Annotated in this window: 16 protein-coding genes; 12 read left to right on the top strand and 4 right to left on the bottom strand. The window is 64.9% G+C overall.

The annotated features are described in order from the left end of the window. Window positions 1–31: 31 nt before the first annotated feature. From D9V28_RS06910 to D9V28_RS06890, 5 genes are all read left to right on the top strand, one after another. Window positions 32–598 (top strand): TetR/AcrR family transcriptional regulator, encoded by a 567-nt coding sequence (locus D9V28_RS06910; protein WP_121659015.1) that lies wholly within the window; start codon window positions 32–34, stop codon window positions 596–598. Window positions 599–672: 74 nt separating this feature from the next. Then, window positions 673–2,727, top strand: a complete 2,055-nt coding sequence (locus D9V28_RS06905; protein WP_121659014.1) for a M13 family metallopeptidase — start codon at window positions 673–675, stop codon at window positions 2,725–2,727. 194 nt (window positions 2,728–2,921) lie between these two features. Next, on the top strand, window positions 2,922–3,845 hold the full coding sequence (locus tag D9V28_RS06900) for a serine hydrolase (protein WP_229727935.1): 924 nt from the start codon (window positions 2,922–2,924) through the stop codon (window positions 3,843–3,845). A gap of 39 nt (window positions 3,846–3,884) precedes the next feature. Further along, window positions 3,885–4,304, top strand: coding sequence for a hypothetical protein (locus D9V28_RS15925; RefSeq protein ID WP_147440930.1), 420 nt, complete (start codon window positions 3,885–3,887; stop codon window positions 4,302–4,304). Between the two features lie 444 nt (window positions 4,305–4,748). Further along, window positions 4,749–5,174 (top strand): VOC family protein, encoded by a 426-nt coding sequence (locus D9V28_RS06890; protein ID WP_220700469.1) that lies wholly within the window; start codon window positions 4,749–4,751, stop codon window positions 5,172–5,174. Here the strand turns inward: D9V28_RS06890 and D9V28_RS16255 are convergent. Continuing rightward, the gene (locus D9V28_RS16255; RefSeq protein ID WP_229727937.1) at window positions 5,171–6,316 is read right to left on the bottom strand and encodes an NUDIX hydrolase; all 1,146 of its coding nucleotides are present in this window, start codon (window positions 6,314–6,316) and stop codon (window positions 5,171–5,173) included. The two genes, D9V28_RS06890 and D9V28_RS16255, sit on opposite strands and share 4 nt — an antisense overlap. Then, a complete protein-coding gene (locus tag D9V28_RS06875) occupies window positions 6,313–7,062 on the bottom strand; it encodes an alpha/beta fold hydrolase (RefSeq protein WP_121659011.1) in 750 nt (249 codons plus the stop codon). Before D9V28_RS06875 ends, D9V28_RS16255 begins: the two co-directional genes overlap by 4 nt. 111 nt (window positions 7,063–7,173) lie before the next feature. Here D9V28_RS06875 and D9V28_RS06870 point away from each other — a divergent pair, with 111 nt between their 5' ends. From D9V28_RS06870 to D9V28_RS06855, 4 genes are all read left to right on the top strand, one after another. Further along, window positions 7,174–8,028 carry a hypothetical protein gene (locus tag D9V28_RS06870; RefSeq protein ID WP_121659010.1) on the top strand — a complete coding sequence of 285 codons (855 nt, stop codon included), beginning with the start codon at window positions 7,174–7,176 and terminating at the stop codon, window positions 8,026–8,028. 166 nt (window positions 8,029–8,194) lie between these two features. Beyond that, complete coding sequence (locus D9V28_RS06865) at window positions 8,195–9,580, top strand: glycine--tRNA ligase (protein WP_121659009.1); 1,386 nt, start codon at window positions 8,195–8,197, stop codon at window positions 9,578–9,580. A gap of 124 nt (window positions 9,581–9,704) precedes the next feature. Further along, window positions 9,705–9,908: a hypothetical protein gene (locus tag D9V28_RS06860; RefSeq protein WP_121659008.1), complete on the top strand. Its 204-nt coding sequence runs from the start codon at window positions 9,705–9,707 to the stop codon at window positions 9,906–9,908. Window positions 9,909–10,036: 128 nt separating this feature from the next. Beyond that, a complete protein-coding gene (locus D9V28_RS06855) occupies window positions 10,037–10,471 on the top strand; it encodes a DUF4190 domain-containing protein (RefSeq protein ID WP_121659007.1) in 435 nt (144 codons plus the stop codon). Window positions 10,472–10,554: 83 nt separating this feature from the next. Here D9V28_RS06855 and D9V28_RS06850 read toward each other — a convergent pair whose 3' ends face one another. Further along, on the bottom strand, window positions 10,555–11,934 hold the full coding sequence (locus tag D9V28_RS06850; protein ID WP_121659006.1) for a glutamyl-tRNA reductase: 1,380 nt from the start codon (window positions 11,932–11,934) through the stop codon (window positions 10,555–10,557). A gap of 80 nt (window positions 11,935–12,014) precedes the next feature. After that, window positions 12,015–13,124, bottom strand: coding sequence for a hypothetical protein (locus D9V28_RS06845; protein ID WP_147440928.1), 1,110 nt, complete (start codon window positions 13,122–13,124; stop codon window positions 12,015–12,017). Between the two features lie 134 nt (window positions 13,125–13,258). Here D9V28_RS06845 and hemE point away from each other — a divergent pair, with 134 nt between their 5' ends. Genes hemE through D9V28_RS06830 form a run of 3 tightly spaced genes read left to right on the top strand, consistent with a single transcriptional unit; the run spans window position 13,259 to window position 16,340 of the window. Next, window positions 13,259–14,371, top strand: a complete 1,113-nt coding sequence (gene hemE / locus D9V28_RS06840; protein ID WP_121659004.1) for a uroporphyrinogen decarboxylase — start codon at window positions 13,259–13,261, stop codon at window positions 14,369–14,371. Next, on the top strand, window positions 14,368–15,936 hold the full coding sequence (gene hemG, locus D9V28_RS06835; RefSeq protein ID WP_229727941.1) for a protoporphyrinogen oxidase: 1,569 nt from the start codon (window positions 14,368–14,370) through the stop codon (window positions 15,934–15,936). The genes hemE and hemG overlap by 4 nt, the downstream gene beginning before the upstream one ends. 44 nt (window positions 15,937–15,980) lie before the next feature. Beyond that, window positions 15,981–16,340, top strand: coding sequence for a hypothetical protein (locus tag D9V28_RS06830; protein WP_121659003.1), 360 nt, complete (start codon window positions 15,981–15,983; stop codon window positions 16,338–16,340). Window positions 16,341–16,349: the final 9 nt, after the last annotated feature.

Below are 16,349 nucleotides of genomic sequence, written 5' to 3'. Positions count from 1 at the left end.
AGTATTTGCTTTTTAGCTCTATCATGATGACATGACATCGCCATCGGTTCGGACCAGAAAGGTCATCCTCGACGCCGCGAGGGAAGAATTCGCCGCGCACGGGCTCGCTGGCGGTCGAGTCGAGCGCATCGCCAAAGCGGCTGGCGCCAACGTGCAACGGATCTACGCGTACTACTCAGACAAACAGGGACTCTTCGACGCGGTCGTGCTCGATGCCGCGGCCAGCCTCGCCGAGGCGATCAGGACCGAGCACCGCGACATCGACTCGCTGGCGAACGCGATCTTCGACTTCGTGGTGAATGACCCCGCCAACACCCGCACGATGACCTGGGCCAGACTCGAGCGGGAAGACGAGTTCTTCCAGCTGATGGACACCGGCCAGAGCGGCGTTGGTGCTGTCTCCGAGCTCGCTCGGTTGCAGGACGCCGGTCTGGTCACGACGGACTGGGACGCCGTGACGATCCTCGAGGCACTCATTGCCCTGTGCGAGCAGTGGCACCCAAACACGCGCGAGAACGGCCGCAGCGACATCGACAGGCACCGTGCCCTTGTGCTCCGGTTCGTCAGGACCCTCGCTGTGGAGCCGGCCGCCTCTTAACCGGGCGTAACGCGCCGACGCTGCCGATGGCATCCGCTCGCCTGTCAAAACCGCCTCACAACTAGGGTGGAATCATGACGAACGCACCGCTCGACTCCGGTATTGCACTCGACGAACTCGACAAGGGGGTGCGTCCGCAGGACGACCTCTACCGCCACGTGAACGGCAAATGGCTCGATCGCACCGAGATTCCAGCCGATAAGGCGCGCTGGGGATCTTTCCACCAGCTGGCCGAAGAGGCCGAGAAGGCCGTCAAGGACATCATTTCCGAGGCGCAGGATGCCACGGGGGAGCCCTCAGGCGACACGGCTCTCGAGCAGCGCAAGGTCGGCGACCTCTACTCGAGCTTCATGGACGACGAACTGATCGACACGCTTGGGGTGGCGCCGATCGCCGAGCAGCTGGCCTCGATTGACGCGATTGAGTCGATCGAGCAGCTGGTGTCGACGGTCGCGGGGCTGGAGCGGGCCGGAGTCGGCGGTTTCTTCCAGCTCTACGTCGACAACGACCCGGGCAACCCCGAGCGCTACCTCGTGCAGATCGAGCAGGGCGGCATCTCGCTGCCCGATGAGAGCTACTACCGCGAGGACTCGTTCGCGGCGATTCGCGAGGCCTACCTGGCCCACGTGCAGCGCTTGTTCGAGCTTGCCGCTGACGGCATTCCCGCCGGTGAGGAGGCCACGGCCGCCGATGTGCGGGCCCAGCGGGTGTTCGAGCTCGAGACGAGCATCGCCGCTGCCCACTGGGACAACGTGCGCACCCGCGACAGCGAGGCGACATACAACCTGTATTCGTGGGCGGATGCTTCGGCGCTGTTCGCGGGGACGGCCGCCGTTGGCAGCGACCCGCGTGAGGTATCCGGCGCAGCCGCCGGACTGCTCGAAACGTGGCGGGTGGGGCTTGGAGCGCCAGAGGGTGCCTTCGATGAGGTAGTGGTTCGCGAGCCGAGCTTCTTCGAAGACCTCGCGCCGCTTCTCGTTCCGTCGCGGCTCGAGGCGTGGAAGGACTGGCTGGCGTGGAAGGTGATCCACGGCGCTGCGCCCTACCTGTCGAGTGACTTCGTCGAGGAGAACTTCGACTTCTACGGCCGCACCCTCTCGGGCACGCCCGAGCTGCGCGAACGGTGGAAGCGCGGTGTTTCTCTGGTCGAGGGCGTCATGGGTGAGGCCGTTGGCAAGATCTACGTCGAGCGGCACTTCCCGCCGCAGGCCAAGGAGCAGATGGACGTTCTCGTCGACTACCTGGTCGAGGCGTACCGGCAGTCGATCTCCACTCTCGACTGGATGAGCGAGGCCACCCGGGCGCGCGCCCTGGAGAAGCTGGAGAAGTTCACGCCGAAGATCGGCTTCCCGGTGAAATGGCGCGACTATGCGACGCTTACCGTCGACAAGCGCGACCTGCTCGGCAATGTGCGCCGTGCCAGCGCGTTCGAATTCGACCGCGAGCTCGGCAAGATCGGCAAGCCGCTCGACCGCGACGAGTGGTTCATGACCCCACAGACGATCAACGCCTATTACAACCCGGGTTTTAACGAGATCGTCTTCCCGGCCGCCATCCTTCAGTTCCCGTTCTTCGATGAGAAGCGCGATGCTGCCGCAAATTACGGTGCGATCGGCGCGGTTATCGGGCATGAGATCGGGCACGGCTTCGACGATCAGGGCTCGAAGTACGACGGCGACGGACGACTCACCGACTGGTGGACCGAAGAAGACCGAGCAGCGTTTGAGCAGCGGACGGCATCCCTGATCGAGCAGTACAACACGCTCGCTCCCGCCCAGGTGCCCGACAACCACGTCAACGGCGCGCTGACCATCGGCGAGAACATCGGAGACCTCGGCGGGCTCTCTATCGCCTGGAAGGCGTACCTGCTTTCGCTCGGCGGCGAGGAACCGCCCGTGATCGACGGTCTCACAGGGGCCGAGCGCTTCTTCCTCTCCTGGGCCCAGGCTTGGCAGCAGAAGAGCCGCGACGCCGAGGCGATCCGGCTGCTAGCGATCGACCCGCACTCCCCGAACGAGTTCCGCTGCAACCAGATCGTGCGCAACATCGATGAGTTCTACGACACGTTCGGCGTCACGGCGACAGACGCGCTGTGGCTCGACGAGGCCGAGCGCGTCACCATCTGGTAGCCCCATTCCGGGTGCATTCCTCGGCATTTTTGAGATACGGGGAGGGCATTTGGGGTAGCGTGGAAAACGGTCGAAACCGGACGCGAGGGTGAACGGGGCGAGTGCAGCAGTCGGCCGTTATCGACGTCGATGGTTCGCGGGCACACGCTTCCGAGTGGTCACGGACGAGTCGCTTCTTGTGATGGAGAACCCCAGTGGTACCGCCGACTCAGCAACCCCCAGCACCGCACTCCCACGGGAGACTGCGTGCGCGGGATCGTCGACGTGCCAAGCACCGATCCACCGAACCGAGCGAGTCGTTCACCCGCAGTTTCAAGGCGCTCGGCTACCTGGCGCGAAACGGCGTTCAGGTGTCCGCGCGGGTCACCGATCTCTCCAGCGGCGCCGAGCTGCTCAGCGTCGACGACTACGTCGTCATGCCGACGGCCTCGATCGGCAAGGTCCTTCTGCTGATCGACGTTGCGGCGAAACTCTCCGACCCCGATTTCGCCGCTCTCACGATCCTCGATCGTGAGTCGGACGACTCCGTCGGCAACTCGGGTATCTGGCAGCACCTGCAGGTGCCGTCCTTTCCCGTTGCCGACCTGGCTGCCCTCGTTGCCGCGACAAGCGACAATCTCGCCACGAACGTTCTGCTCCGTCGCGTCGGCCTCGACTCCGTGCGTGAACGAGCCGAGTCGATCGGCCTGAAGCGACTGGCCCTTCTCGATAAGGTGCGTGACAGTCGCGGGCCCGATGACGCCCCGCAACTGTCGGTCGGCTCCATGAAAGAGCTCGCCTGGCTGTTCTCCGCCCTGGCCCGCGGCGAAGTCGTGAACCAGGAAACGAGCCAGCGCGTCACCAGCTGGCTCTCGCTCAACAATGACCTCTCGATGGTCGCATCGGCGTTCGGTCTCGACCCGCTCGCGCACCGCAGCGGTGACCACGGCATCCAGATCTTCAACAAGACGGGCACCGACGTTGGGGTGCGCACCGATGTCGGTGCTGTTCGCGGACCGCGAGCCGGTGTTGCATACGCGGTGTCCGCGTCCTTCACCGACTCGGGCCTCACCACGCGGCTCGCTGTGCTCGACGCGATGCACACGATCGGGCTCGACCTCGTGGAGTACGTGCACTAACTCGGGCTTCGCCGAACTCCGATCCCTTACGCTCGAGGTATGCCACGACCATCGCGACCTACGCCGAGGGAGCTCGTCGATGGGTGGCCCGATGCCGCATCCACCGACCCGGTCGGCGAGGTTGCCCGCCAATTCACGGCTAACCTCCGCGCCGCGATCGGCGACCGCACCCTTCGCGCTGCCGCGGAGGCTGCCGGGGGTCGACCACAGCACGATATCGGCGATTCTGCAGGGCCGGACCTGGCCCGACCTGTACACGGTGGCGAAACTCGAGCGTGGCCTCGAAGCAAACCTCTGGCCGGGCCGCGCGTCGGCTCAGCCATAGGCTCACCCAGCCCGGCGACCAAGGCCGTGCGCACCTCGCACCTCGCACGTCGCGTCTCGCGCACCTCGCGTCCGGCGCACCTCGCGCCCTCAACCCCGCACCGGGCGCCGTCGCACCCGCGCCCATCCACCTAGCGCAACGGTTGGAGCCGTTCGGGGCACCTCAGCTCCGTCACGAACGGCTGATCGAGCCGCGTTCGGTCGATAACGGTTGGAGTTTCCGCGGATTTCGAGCCGCTTTTGACCGAGCAACACCTCGAGATGCGCCCGGCCAGCCGTTCGTGACCGAGCAACGCCTCGAGGTGCGTGGATCAGCCGTTCGTGACCGAGCAGGGCAGCGAGGGTTTTGCTCGGTCGATAATGGTTGGAGTTTCCGCGGATTTCGAGCCGTTTTTGACCGAGCAACACCTCGAGATGCGCCCGGCCAGCCGTTCGCGACCGAGCAACGCCTCGAGATGGGCCCGAACAGCCGTTTGAGCCCGAGCGGCACGGCCGGCACGGCAAACCCGGTCGCGCCCACGGGAAGGCAGCACGCGCCGCCGCGGTTACACCCACAACAACCGCAGAGGAGCCCCAGACATGAGCAAAGTCCTACAGATGCGCCTGGTCGTCGAAGCCGACGACTTCGACACCGCCATCGCCTTCTACCGCGACGCCCTCGGCCTGCCGGAGGAGGCCGCGTTCGAGGGTGACGGCGACGCCCGCGTGATGATCCTCGACGCCGGCCGCGCCACCCTCGAGATCGCCAACCCCGCGCAGAAACGCATGATCGACGCCGTCGAGGTGGGCAGGCAGGTCGCCCCGCGTCTCAGGGTCGCCTTCGAGGTGACGGATGCCACGGGGCACACCGCGATCCTCACCGAGCACGGCGCTGACCTGGTCGCTCCGCCAACGGTGACACCGTGGAACTCCCTCAACTCGCGGCTCGACGCCCCGGCCGGCCTGCAGATCACCCTGTTCGAAGAACTTGACGAGGCCGCGCGAACGCCGGACCCGACCAGCTAGTCGATCAGGTCGAGGGCCGCGAGCTGCCGCAGCACCTCAGCCCCTGCCGGCGGGCAGCGGTCGATATCGGCCGTGGTCACCCAGTGCACCTCGCTGACCTCCGCGCTCGGCTGTGGCTCAGCATCCGCCTTACCACCGAACACAACCATGCGCACCTGCCGCCCGTCCGGTTCGCCGTGCGCCTGCGTTACGACCGTGAACAGTTCGTGAACCGAGCCGGGAACGAGACCGACCGACACCTCTTCACGGGTTTCGCGAGCGGCAGCATCCGCTGGGCTTTCGCCCTCATCAATTTTGCCGCCTGGCATGTACAAAACATCTCGCCCGCGCGCCCGCACCATGAGCACGTGCCTGTCGCGAAGAAGCGCGACGGCCGCGACGAGGATGTCGGGGTGTTCGGTGGGCTGAGCCGTTTTTTGAACAGCGGATGCCGTCACTCGCGTGTCAGGACGGCTCGCCAACAAGCGCACAGCGTCTGCGGCCGCGTCGATCGCCTCGGCGGAGTGCAGAATGCGGAAGTGGCCGCTGACCGGGATTTGCACGTTCGTCGCTCCGACCAGGACGCTGCCATCGGGCACGTGCGGGTCGAACGGTCCGAAGATCGACACGATCTCGGCGTTGACGCTCGAGTTGCGGCCGAGCAGCACGATCGTGTCATTGGTCGGCGAGAACGCTCGCAACGTCTGCCCGAGCACGTATTTGGCGTAGCGCGAACCGGCAAACGGGGTGCAGACGGCAACGAGACCGCGAACGCCCAAATCGTCGCTGTGGCTGAGCATGAGGTGCTTGCCGACGAGTCCGCCCTTGCTGTGCGCGACGATGATGCGGCCGGCCGGGTTCGCCCGCACGCGGGAGAGTGCGGCGGTGAGCCGGTCGGAGGTCTCGACGATCGGGCGGAGGTTGTAGCCGAGCCCGTGAACGATGCTGATCGGGTAGCCGTCTTCCCAGAGGCGGTCGGCGATCGGCTTGAGGAAGTTCCAGCGTTCGTAGACGCCCGGAATGAGCACGATCGTTGGTTTGCCCGGCTCACCGTGCGCATAGTGCGCCGGAACCCTCCAGCCACCGGCCACCGCGCGCACGTGCAGCACGGCCGCGTCGAGGTAGTCGAGCGCCCAAACCCCTGCTTTGTCGAGAAGATTCACACGTGCCCCCGTTCGTGCCTGACGATGAGCGATGCTACCGCCGACCCGTTCGTCATCATCACCTCGTGACCGGTCCCCGGCACCTCGACGAGCCGAGAACGCGGAATCGCAGCCACCATCCGATCCACCCATCCGCGCGGGCAGAGTTTGTCGTCGCTTCCGCGCACGATGAGTGTGTTCGCGCGAACCCGCGGCAGGGTCTTCTCGACCTCGTGCCGCATCATCGCGGCCAGGGTGGTGAAGTACCAACGCGGGCCTGCCTTGAGGTAATACAAGGCGCCGGTACCGACGACCCGCCACTGTGCGCCCCAAAGATCCTGCACCAGCCGCAGCGCCTGGGTGGTCGCACGGCGTTCGGCCGGGTTCACCGTTGGGCTGATCAACACGATCGATTCAAAGGCGAGCGGATGCCGCGCCGCAGCTTCGACAGCAACCTGGGCCCCCATGGAATGGCCGACAAGCACGGGACGCTTGATGCCCTCCCGTTCGACGAGTTCGGCAACGAGGTCGCCGAACTCGGCCATGGTGAGCGGCTCGTCCGGCTCGGGTGCGTCGCCGAATCCCGGAAGGTCGAGGGCATACACGCGGCCGTCGAAGCCGAGTGAGTCGGTCAGCGCTGCCCAGTAGCGTCTGCCCATTCCAACGCCGTGCAACAGGATGAACGACGCTCCGGTGTGGACTCCGCGCTCCGCGACAACTGTGACGTTCCCACGGGCGTGGAACTCGTGGACGGAGGGTCTCGGCATGCGGCAAGTCTACGGACGCTGTCTGATCACTCCCTCGCCATGTCAGCGCGCCCAAGCCAAGGTGAACTTAGGTTTCGGGACGCAAGAGGTCACGCCGCATGAAGTTGCTCGGTGCTGCCGGCCAGCATCCCGGTTGAGCGTTTCATAGTCGTGATGGCTAAGACGGCGGCCAGATTGCTCTCAACGAACCAGCGTCAGATCCTTCGAGGTCGTAATGTGGTGGGATTCAGGCTTATTGACGAAGAACTAGCGGTCCGTATTGAGGGGGCAGAGATGGATAGTTGGCTGGCCTTGGCGGTGTTCGCTGTTCTTGTGGGGGTAGGCGTATGGCGTTGGAAGGTGGTCACCAGACGCACTCTTACCGACGTGCAGTGTGAGGAAATCGCCGAATCGACCGTGAACGCACTGTTCCGAGCAACACGGGCTGTGGGGACCTCGGTAGCGATTCCGCCGTCCTTCTGGGAGGGCTTGAGCGGACACCAGGCGATCGAGGCGGCGCGATGGATGATTGGTCGAGGATATGTCACCGCCAATGACTGGGGCTTGATTGGAATACTTCTGGGCAGTCCCCCACATCACCTCGCGCTGACGCAAGGCTCCTATGACTTACAGATCGCCGAGCGAGCGGGGGGTCCCACGTTTGTTGGGAACGGTCACATCAACATAGGTGGGGTTCAAATAGTGGCTGGCAATTCCGTTCACATTTCGGCACGGGACCTTGTTGACTTGGCGATGGCCGTTCGCCAAGACTCCGAACACCTCGACTCGCTTGAGCGTTCGCAGGCTCACAGTGCGGCGGACACACTTGACCAGGCGGCACGAGGGGAGTTGGCTCCTGACTCTCCCCAACTGTCAGGTGCGATCAAATGGCTGAAAGAGCGGGCCGATGAGGCTGTGGGCGGTGCGATGGGCGCGGCCATGTGGGCGGCCACTTCGACGATCCTCGCCCGAATTTTCACGGGATGATCACACGGACAGGTGCCAGAGCAAGTTTGAGCACCGCGGTCCGTCACCATGCGGCGTCTCGCGTTCAGCGAACACTCTTGCGAAATGGTCCCGGAATCGTCGCGGCTAAGCTTGAGGGGCGTCTGTGCAAGCCGGCACGGGCAATTTTTTCGTATCAGGAGCCACAGTGGCCGCATCCAGCCGTCTCGACTCAGTCATCGCCCTCGCCCGCCACCGCGGATTCGTCTTCCAGGCCGGAGAGATCTACGGAGGGTCGCGATCCGCCTGGGACTACGGGCCCCTAGGTGTCGAGCTCAAAGAGAACATCAAACGCCAGTGGTGGAAGTACATGGTCACGCGCCGCGACGATGTCGTCGGCCTCGACTCGAGCGTCATCCTGCCGAAGAAGGTCTGGGAAGCATCCGGCCACGTCGGCGTCTTCACCGACCCGCTCGTCGAGTGCCTGAACTGCCACAAGCGGTTCCGCGAAGACCACTTGCTCGAGGCGTTCGAAGAGAAGAAGGGCCGCGCACCCGAGACCGGCATGCTCGAAATCGCCTGCCCCAACTGCGGCACCCGTGGCGAGTGGACCCCTCCGCGCGACTTCAACATGATGCTCAAGACCTACCTTGGGCCGGTTGAGGACGAGTCAGGCATGCACTACCTGCGCCCCGAAACGGCACAGGGCATCTTCGTCAACTTCGCCAACGTGCTGCAGGCCGCACGCGTGAAGCCGCCGTTCGGAGTCGGCCAGATCGGCAAGAGCTTCCGCAACGAGATCACACCGGGGAACTTTATCTTCCGTACCCGCGAGTTCGAGCAGATGGAACTCGAGTTCTTCGTCGAGCCGGGCACCGATGAGGACTGGCACCAGTACTGGATCGACTACCGCTTCAACTGGTACACCGACCTCGGCATCAACCCCGAGAACCTGCGCCTGTTCGAGCACCCGGCTGAGAAGCTGTCGCACTACTCCAAGCGCACCGTCGACATCGAGTACAAGTTCGGCTTCACCGGTGGCGACTGGGGTGAGCTCGAGGGTGTTGCGAACCGCACAGACTTCGACCTCAACACCCACGCCGAGCACTCGGGCAAGGACCTGTCGTTCTTCGACCAGGGCAAGAACGAGCGCTGGGTGCCATACGTGATCGAGCCCGCAGCCGGTCTCACTCGCTCGCTCATGGCATTCCTCGTCGACGCGTACCACGAGGAGGAAGTGCCGAACGCGAAGGGCGGCACAGACAAGCGCACGGTGCTCAAGCTCGACCCGCGCCTCGCTCCGGTGAAGGCAGCCGTGCTCCCGCTCAGCCGCAACGAAGCTCTCTCGCCGCTCGCGCGGAGGGTTGCTGCCGAACTCCGCGAGTCATGGAACATCGACTTCGACGATGCCGGTGCCATCGGTCGCCGCTACCGTCGCCAGGACGAGGTGGGAACCCCGTTCTGCGTCACTGTTGACTTCGACTCGCTCGAGGACAACGCCGTGACCGTGCGTGACCGCGACACGATGGCACAGGAGCGGGTGTCGATCGACAAGCTCTACGTCTACCTGGCTGAGCGGCTGAAGGGCGCCTAAGCCACTGATCGACCGTGTCGAGCGCCGCAACTGACCTGTTGCGGCGCTCGACCTGTTTGTGCGCCACGTTTGCTCGAGCGCGCGTATCGCCCTACGTTGGAGGAACTCGAACGGAGGCATAACCATGGATTTCGGAACGATTCTTTTGCTCGTCGCCCTTCCACTGCTCATCCTCGGGCTCGTCATCTTCCTCGGAATTCGGGACCGACGCAGCAAGCGCACGTCGTACTCCGACGGCGACGTTCTCGACCGGTCGAGAGAACACCTCGAAGCGGATGCGGCGGCGCGCGCCGCTCACTTTTCCCGCACCGGCCCCGGCCAGATGTGACCGTTTGTGTCGCTCGCACCGACCGGTAACGCGAGGGCGGGTACTTCTCCCCACGCGACGGGCCGCGCTGTAATTGACACTCGTACTGGGTGACTGCCAGTCTGGAACCCGGCTTATAAAGGAGCACAATGACTGACGAAAACAACAACAACATTCCGCCAGTACCCAACGCTGGCTCTAACCAGCCTCCGGCACCATACGGGCAGAACCCGCAGGCACCCCAGTACAGCGCGCCTCAGGCTCCGCAGTACGGTGCTCCCCAGTACGGCAACGCGCCGCAGGGCCAGTACGGAGCCCCCCAGGGTCAGTACGGTGCACAGCCGGCCAAGTGGAATGTCCTCTCCATCATCACCCTGGTGAGCGGTGTGCTCGGCTTCTCGGTCATCTCGATCGTCCTCGGCATCATCTCGCTCAACCAGATCAAAAAGACGGGTGAGCAGGGCAAGGTCCTCGCGATCATCGGAATCATCCTCGGCGCGCTGTACACGCTCGGATACATCCTCCTGGCTATCGGCTTTGTTGCATTGCTGAACAGCCCGGACCTTTACGACACGACGTACTAAACAACATCCGGCACCCGCCGGAGCCACAAAACGCCCGCCTCACGGATTCGTGAGGCGGGCGTTTTTTGTCTGGGTGTTGCCGCTTAGGAGGCTTCAGCGTCCCGAATCTGGGTGACGTCGCCGTGCGACGCCGACAGGGTGACGGGAGCGGGCTCGGCCGGTTCTTCGTTCACCGTGATGGCGAACAGCGTCTCGAGGGCGTCGATGTAACGGTCGTGGTCACCGGCACGGGCGTATTCGCGGGCGCGCACCGTCGGGGTGTGCAGCAGGCGACCCATCATGTGGCGGAGAGCACGTTCGATGTTTCCGTCGGCGTCACGAGGCGCAACCCGCGCGATCTCCTGCTCGAGCACCTCATTTGCACGTGAGCGCAGCGCGACAACCGCGGGAGCAAGGCTCTGTTCATCGGTCACCGATGCGAACTTGCGTGCGGCCTTGTTGACGATCTGTCTGGCGTGGTCTGTGGCCTGAAGCTCTTCGAGCGGAGCGTGAATGCGAATGGTTTCGAGGTCGAGCAGGTCGACGCCGCTCAGTGTGGCGACGTCGGGGTCAACGTTCCTCGGCAGGCCGAGGTCGATCACGAGCTGGCCAGCCGAGTGGTCGACGGGGCAACCGGGGGTGCTGTCGATCGGGAAGGCGGGAAGCATTGCTTCGAGGTCGCGACGGCCAGCGGCGATCGTCTCAGCGTCAAGCACGAAACCGGATGCTGTCGTGCAGGTCACGATGACCGTCGCCTCTGCCGCCTCCCGCGGGAAAACGTCAGCTTCGACCGGGCGGATGTCATGACCGGCCGCGAACTTCGACGCCCGACCGGACGGCGAATAAACGGCGACGTCGGTGACGCCGCGGTCACGGAGGGCGGCGAGGCTCGCTCCGGCGTACGCGCCGGTGCCGATTAGCAGCACTCGAACCTTGGACCAGTCGGTGATGCGGCCCTCGGCGAGGTCGAGGCCGAGGCGCACGATGGAGCGGCCGGCGCGGCCGAGCGGAGTGTTGTTCTTGACGCCGCGCGACGTCTGTGACGCGCGCTGGAAGAGGCGTTCGAGGTCGCTCGTCGTCGTTCCCGATTCGCGGGCAAGCTGCAGTGAGCGGCGCACCTGGCCGGCGATCTCGCCCTCGCCGACGACGACGGATTCCAGGCCGGCAGAGACCGCGAAGAGGTGGCGAGCCGCCTCTTCATCTGTGTGCGTGATCCAGGTCTGGTGCAGGGCATCGGTGGGAATTCCGGTCGCCGCACTGACGGCATCCGTCGCTGCCTGAAGAGCCACCTGGGCACCTGCGGTCACCGGCTCATCGAGATCGATGTACGCCTCGAACCTGTTGCAGGTGGCGATGACGATGGCCCCGGCGACGCATTCGGAGTGATCGGTTATGCGTTGGCCGACGGTCTCGGCGCCCGTTGAGAGTCGCTCGAGCAGATCGAAGGAGGCGTTTTTGTGACTCGCCGTCAGACACATGAGCACTGATTAAGGATACCGGGCGATTCTGAGTGTTCCGTCCGTGGGCGTTGTGCACGGTGCCGCAGGCCGCTGGGTTCGAGCCGCTACCCCAGAGAGTTCGCCACGAGAACCGCGATGACATATGCGGCACCGAGCACAGCGGCCAGAATCGCGCCACCGCCGAGGCCCATTCTCAGGCGCCGGCCGCTCTGAGCGACGCGCGGCATTGACGCCGAGAGGGTCGCGGCCGCTCGGGAAAATTCGGCCGAAGTCGCAGGCACGCGAGTATCCCGCCAGCGGACCCACCGCTCAACCTTCTGCGTGAGCGCTGTTGTCGCCGTGACAACGTTGTGCCAGGTTTCCGGATTGGTGGTGACAACGTCACGGCTGGACTCGAGAAAGAGCCAGTCATCGATGATCTCAACGTCGAAACCATTCACCCGGTCGATGAGGGTGGCCATCACATCCGGGGTGAACAGGTACAGCGCGTCCTGCTCATAACCTCGAGGGCAATATAGGGTGAAATAGTTGTCGAAGTTGCCTTCGAGGGAGAGTGCCTGGCTCCCAGCCGGTGCTGCGGAGGCGAGGTCCGGCCTGCCGTCTTTCGCCCGGAGCACGATGTGGGGCAGAGAAAGCGGGAGCTTGATCGAGCAGATACCCCCGAAGTTCGAATTCCGGCTCTTCGAGGTGCCCGAGTCGAGAAGGTAGTTCGCGAACTCGATCGGTGGGTCGGAGATCGGGCGCATGACCCGGGTCAGTGCGAGCTCACCGCGTTCTTGCCAGGGGGTCAGGTGAGCGCCAGGGATCGGTCCTGGCACATAGCTCATCCCGTTTTCGTGAGCGAACGTCGCGAGGCGATAGTGCCTCTCGGGATTGCCGCGCTGCTTCCACATCCGAAAGCTGGTCCAACAGAGCAGAACGCCGGCATAAACGAAAAGCCCGCAGATCGCCGCCATGGCCACGAGCTCCTTGACCATGTCGGGGGCTGCTTCCTCGATCTCCGAGCTGATGCCAACGGACATGGCAAGCAACCCGACCGGCGCGACCACCCACCCGACCGACACAATGATTCGTCGGGCGGTTCCCGCTGGGTCACGGACGGATGGATACTGCTGGGCGAAAGCGCGGTAGAACGCCCGAACATCTCGACGCCTCAGCCGGGACGTGAGCGCGTCTGTGCGCAGGCTCGTGCCCGCCTCCTCCATCGTTTCCACCCTCGAACTCCTCCACGGTTGTGAGGCGACCCGTCTCGCCACCGCTTCGAGGCTAGTGGCATCGTGCAGCGCACGAACGTGCGTGTATATACACCGAACGTGTGTGTCCGCACGCAATTTGAGAGGATTGTGACGTGCAGCTGAACTCGAACCACCCACTTGAAGCAGGACTCACCCCCTCATCCCGGTTGATTACCGCCTACCGGGGTGAGCGACCCGACGTCACCCCCGTGTGGTTTATGCGACAGGCGGGCCGGTCGCTTCCGGAGTACCGGGACCTCCGCGTCGGCACGGCGATGCTCGACGCCTGCCTCAACCCGGAACTGGCCAGCGAGATCACGCTGCAGCCCGTCCGTCGCCACGGCGTCGACGCCGGCATCTTCTTCAGCGACATCGTGGTTCCGCTCAAGCAGGTCGGTGTCGATGTGGACATCGTGCCTGGGAAGGGACCTGTACTCGGCAAGGCGGTTCGAACGGCCGCCGATGCGGACGAGCTCGTTTCTCTCGATCCGTCCGTGCTCGATGAGACCCTCGCGCCGGTGCGCGACGCCGTCGCGCTCACGGTGGCCGAACTCGGTTCAACTCCACTCATCGGCTTCGCGGGCGCGCCGTTCACCCTCGCGGCCTACCTGGTCGAGGGCGGACCCAGCAAGGACCACATCCACGCTCGAACCCTGATGCACTCAGACCCCGAGGCATGGTCGCGCCTGATGGAGTGGGTCGCCGAGGTCACCGGACGGTTCCTCCGCACCCAGGTTCTCGCCGGAGCGTCGGCAGCGCAACTCTTCGATTCGTGGGCCGGGGCCCTCTCACTTGATGACTATGTGCGATACGTGGCGCCAGCATCCGCTCGTGCTCTAGAACACGTCCGTGACCTGAGTTACACGGTTGCGGGCGAGGCGGAGGACACCCGCGAGACGCGCAACGTGCCGATCGTGCACTTTGGTGTCGGCACAGGTGAACTGCTGAAGGCGATGCACGACATTGGGGCGGATGTCGTCGGCGTCGACTACCGGGTGCAGCTCGATGAGGCCTCTCGCCGACTCGGTGGGCTCGTTCCGGTGCAGGGCAATGTTGACCCGGCACTCCTCGCCGCGCCGTGGCCTGTGCTCGAGGCGCACGTGCGCGATGTGCTCGATCGCGGCAAGAGTGCGCCGTCGCATGTGCTCAACCTTGGGCACGGAGTTCCGCCGGAGACAGACCCGACCGTACTCACTCGACTCGTCGAATTCGTTCACGCGCAGTGACCGGCCCGCGACACGTCCTGGTAATCGGCGGCGGCGTCGCCGGGCTGGTTGCCGCGCTTGACTGCGTTCGCGCCGGAATCCGCGTCACACTCGTTGAAAAGGCCGACCGCGCCGGTGGTTCAGTCGCCACCGAAACCGTCGCGGGCATCCGCGTTGACACCGGCGCGGAGAGCTACGCCACCCGCCAGGGCACCGTGCGCAGGCTCGTAGACGAGCTGGGCCTGTCGGATTCTGTGGTGCAACCCGCGGCAGGCGGCGCCTGGGTGCGCCTGCCGACTGGCGTCAGCGCCCCGCTTCCGAAAGCGGGACTGCTCGGGATCCCGTCGAACCCGCTAGCCGAGGACGTGCGTCGGGTTATCGGTTGGCGCGGGGCGATTCGCGCCTACCTCGATCGGCTCAGGCCGGTGCTGACCATCGGGCCGGAGCGCAACCTTGGTGACCTTGTCGAGAAACGCATGGGCAAAGCCGTGCTCGACGCGCTGGTCGCGCCGGTGACGCGCGGTGTCTACTCCGCTGACCCGACAGACCTCGACGTGACGCGTGCGGCGCCCGGCCTCAACAACGCCCTCACCAAGACGGGGTCGCTGTCTGGCGCTGTGGCATCACTTCGCGCCGCCGCTCCGGCGGGTTCGAACGTTGAGGGTCTTCGCGGAGGCATGTACACGCTCGTCGAGGCAATTCTCAAGGAGCTTCGCCTGCGCGAGGTCGAAATCATTCTCGGCGTCGGGGTGAGCGAGCTGCACAGACCTTCCCCTGACGAGGATGCGCCGGACGCAGCTGAGGAGCCAGCGCAGACCGAACGGGCCGCTCAGTGGCGTGCGATTCTCGACGACGACCGGGCTGTCGACGCCGATTATGTTCTCGTTGCGACGCCCGAGTCCACAGCTTTTCGGCTGCTCGAGCCGCTGTCGGAGGAGTTCGCCGGCGAAGAGCCAATGCAAACGCCCACGGTCGAGTTGGCGACGCTCGTTCTCGACGCGCCAGAGCTCGACAACAAGCCCCGAGGTACGGGCGTTCTCGTCGCCGAAGCGGTGGCCGGTCAGCGTGCCAGCGGGCGCCAGGTCACCGCGAAAGCGCTCACCCACTCAACAGCCAAGTGGCAATGGCTCGCAGACGAAGCGGCCAGCGGGCACCCGCACCGCCACGTCGTTCGGCTCTCCTTCGGTCGCCTCGGCCAGCCGAACCCCAGCCTCGAACTCGATGACGACGCGCTTCGGGCTCTGGCCGTCTCGGACGCCGCTGAGATCCTCGGTCTTGCTCTCGATGAACGTCAGGTTGTCGGTTTCGCCCGCACCCGGTGGGTTGGGACGCTTCCAGGGGCCGCGATCGGCCAGCGCGAGCGGGCGCAGCGTCTGCGCGACGCGGCGATCGGTATCGGTGAGATCGACGTAACCGGCGGCTGGCTCTCCGGAACCGGGCTCGCCTCAGTCGTGCCTGACGCTCTCGCAGCGTCAGCTCGGATTCGGCAGCTCGTTGTCGCTGCTTACCGAGCCGAGCGGGCCGCCAGCGACCCGCATACCAGAACGAGCATGAACGACACCAGCCCGGACGCAAACACGCCATAGGGGCTACGCTGGACCCACTAACCGCCTATTGAACGGAGCCACCCATGAGGGGCAAGCTGATTTTTGTGGCAGGTATGGCCACCGGATACGTGCTCGGATCCCGCGCGGGCCGCGAGCGGTACAACCAGATCAAGCGAAACTGGTTGAAGGTCTGGAACACCGACGTGGTGCAGGACAAGGTTGAGGTCGTTCAGGGGTTTGCCAAGGCACGTCTGAGCGAGGTCCCAGGAGCCGTCTTCGCCGGTGTGAAGAAGGTCTCAACGGCTGTTGGCGGCGAAGGTACTCCAGGCCAGAAGCTGGACCGCACCATTGCGAAGACCAAGGACGCCGTAGACGACGTTGCAGACAGAGTCCTCCCGCACGACGATGCACCAAGCTCGTCAACCGGAACCCCCTCGAAGTAGCACCTGGAG

This window comes from Mycetocola zhadangensis, from assembly GCF_003668565.1.
GTDB classification, from domain to species: domain Bacteria; phylum Actinomycetota; class Actinomycetes; order Actinomycetales; family Microbacteriaceae; genus Mycetocola_A; species Mycetocola_A zhadangensis.
This window is presented reverse-complemented; position numbering and strand designations above follow the sequence as displayed.